This window comes from Sphingopyxis sp. LK2115, assembly GCF_014595975.1.
GTDB lineage: Bacteria > Pseudomonadota > Alphaproteobacteria > Sphingomonadales > Sphingomonadaceae > Sphingopyxis.
This window is the reverse complement of the sequence record NZ_JABWGQ010000019.1, coordinates 1-2,410: the sequence shown is the minus strand read 5'-3', so window position 1 is coordinate 2,410 and position 2,410 is coordinate 1. Positions and strand designations below refer to the sequence as shown.

General features: G+C 59.8%; 3 protein-coding genes and 1 pseudogene. 1 reads left to right on the top strand and 3 read right to left on the bottom strand.

What is annotated here, in order from left to right:
- Positions 1-240: 240 nt before the first annotated feature.
- Positions 241-999, top strand: coding sequence for a DUF4113 domain-containing protein (locus HUW43_RS03615; protein ID WP_317450809.1), 759 nt, complete (start codon positions 241-243; stop codon positions 997-999).
- On the opposite strand, the gene HUW43_RS03610 is transcribed toward HUW43_RS03615, so the two are convergent.
- The 3 genes and pseudogenes from HUW43_RS03610 to HUW43_RS03600 form a co-directional block, all read right to left on the bottom strand.
- Entirely contained in the window at positions 884-1,423 is a 540-nt protein-coding gene (locus HUW43_RS03610; protein WP_262926783.1) for a DEAD/DEAH box helicase family protein, read from the bottom strand. The genes HUW43_RS03615 and HUW43_RS03610 overlap by 116 nt on opposite strands.
- A 56-nt stretch (positions 1,424-1,479) precedes the next feature.
- Positions 1,480-2,187 (bottom strand): annotated as a pseudogene (locus HUW43_RS03605) (type I restriction-modification system subunit M); the annotation flags it as partial.
- Between the two features lie 48 nt (positions 2,188-2,235).
- A complete protein-coding gene (locus tag HUW43_RS03600; protein WP_081659755.1) occupies positions 2,236-2,403 on the bottom strand; it encodes a type II toxin-antitoxin system Phd/YefM family antitoxin in 168 nt (55 codons plus the stop codon).
- Positions 2,404-2,410 lie beyond the last annotated feature (7 nt).

Below are 2,410 nucleotides of genomic sequence, written 5' to 3'. Positions count from 1 at the left end.
CCTCCTTAAATCACAACCTCAAATCTGTGCCATTGGCGCTGAAGGCAGACAACGACGCCCATCAAACCTCAAGACCGTTTATGAGTTTACGGCCTAGCCAAAGTTGCCAATCGGTTGGCGAAGAAATCAGCCAAGGCAGGCGGCGTGCTTGATCTCAGCCATCACCCACAATGGACGGAGGCGGCACTGCGCAAGACGGCCGTGGGCGATGTCTGGGGGATTGGTCGGCGCTGGAGCGCGATGCTGGAGGAGCGCGGCATCCTCACGGCCCATGACCTTGCTTGCGCCCAGGACGGCTGGGTTAGGAAGCGCATGGGTATCGTCGGCTTGAAAACGGTTCACGAGCTTCGCGGGATTGCCTGCCATGCGCTCGACGACCAGCCAGCGCCGCGCCAGACGACATGCTGCTCCCGGACCTTCGGGGAAGCGATCCGCGACAAGGGTCAGGTACACTATGCCGTGATGAGCTTTGCCGAACGGGTGGCCGAGAAGGTTCGGCATGCCGGACAGGTGGCGGGCGCGGTCCAATTGTTCATCCGGACCGACCCATTCGACCAGAACGCCGCGCAAAAGTCGGTGTCGGGTTCCGCTACATTTCAGCGCCCGACGAGCGACACCCGCGTTATCACCGATGCCGTCCTGCGAATCTTCGATCGCATTTGGCGCGATGGGTATGGCTGGAGGAAGGCTGGCGTGCTGTTGCTGGACCTCGGCGATCCTACCTCGGTGCCAGCGTCGTTGTTTGACGTGATTGAACAGCCTGACGGCCTGATGGCGGCGCTGGACGAGATCAACTCCCGTTTCGGTCGCGGCAAGGCCCGCCTGGGGCTGGCCCGCAAGGGCGGCGAATGGCGGATGCGTCAAGAAAACCTGTCGCCCAGCTTCACGACCCGATGGGGGGATAGGCGACGATCTGCGAAATGCGTTCGGGCGCCAGCAAGGCCCGCTCGGTGTCGATGGCCGGCACCTGCTTGTCGCGGATCGCGGACCCGGCCTTGATCGTGTTGATGTAATCGATGCGGAACGGCAGCACGTTCTTATCGTTGATAGCATCGACGATCGTATAGGTGTGCAGCTTGTCGCCAAAGGCCTGCTGAGTCGTGCGGCGCAGCGGGTTGCCGCCAGTGCCCGAATTTTCGGCAAAGATCGGCGTGCCGGTGAAGCCGAACAGGTGATAGCGTTTGAATACGCGGGTGATTTCGGCGTGCATGTCACCGAACTGGCTGCGGTGGCATTCGTCGAAGATCACCACGACATGGGCGTCATAGACGGGGTGCTTCTTGTTCTTGGCGACAAAGCGCGACAGCTTCTGGATGGTGGTGATGATGATCCGGGCGTTGGAGTCTTCCAGTTGCCGTTGCAGCACCGAGGTCGAGGTGTTGGAGTTGGCCGCGCCTTTTTCGAACCGCTCGTATTCGCGCATGGTCTGGTAATCCAGATCCTTGCGGTCGACCACGAACAGAACCTTGTCGACCCGGAACCGCAGGCAGGATCGTAAACCTTGTTGACCTCATCCTTGCCTGCCACGGTCAACCGGGCGAGCAGCTCGGAAACCTCCTGCGGGGTGTAATACTCACCGCCCGATTTCCCGGCGGTGGAGGCATACATCTGCATCAGATATTCATAGGCATCGCCGAACAGATCGATGCTGCTTTCCGAAAACCCGCCTTCGGACAGCGGCAGATCGCCGATGGCATCAAGCAGCTTGACCAGCTTTTCATTGCGCTTTGCAACAGTGGGGCCAAGCTTGGCGCTGTTCACGTCAAGGTCGTCGAACAGGCCCTTGAAATCGTCTTCGCTTTCCGCGCCGATCGCCGAACCTTCGATGTGCTTGAAAACCCGCTCCAGGGTTTGGTTCAGATCGGGATCGTGCCGGGCGCGGTCGCGCACATTGGCGAAAAGTTCGCTGGGAAGGATGTAGAAGCCTTTTTCCCTGACCGTTTCGGCGCGGCCGAACTCCGCATCGGCATCGGACAGGCGAGCATAGTCAAAGGCCGGGTTGCCTGCGCGCCGCTCCTGTTCGTTGAGATAGCTGGTCAGGTTTTCCGAGATGAACCGGTAGAACAACATGCCGAGCACGTAGCTCTTGAAATCCCACCCATCGACGCTGCCCCGCAGGTCATTGGCGATGCGCCAGATGGTCTTGTGCAGCTCGGCACGTTCAATTTCCCGGGCGTTGCTCACCATCGGAAGTCCCTTTGCGACAGCGTGAATGCCCCGTTCATGCCCACCTGATCAACCATTCTGCCCCGCTTCAATCGCTTTCAAGCGCTCATATTCCTCGACCGCCAGAACCACGACAACCGCCCGTCCATGCTTCTCGACAGTAACAGGCTCCGCCCGCGCTATGTCGATGAGCTTGCCGAAGTGATACTTCGCCTCTTTGGCAGAGATTGTTTGCATGGTTTGA

Coding starts and splice junctions, on each gene's coding strand:
- HUW43_RS03600 (WP_081659755.1), bottom strand. CDS start 2,403: ATGCAAACAATCTCTGCCAAAGAGGCGAAGTATCACTTCGGCAAGCTC.
- HUW43_RS03610 (WP_262926783.1), bottom strand. CDS start 1,423: ATGCGCGAATACGAGCGGTTCGAAAAAGGCGCGGCCAACTCCAACACC.
- HUW43_RS03615 (WP_317450809.1), top strand. CDS start 241: ATGCTGGAGGAGCGCGGCATCCTCACGGCCCATGACCTTGCTTGCGCC.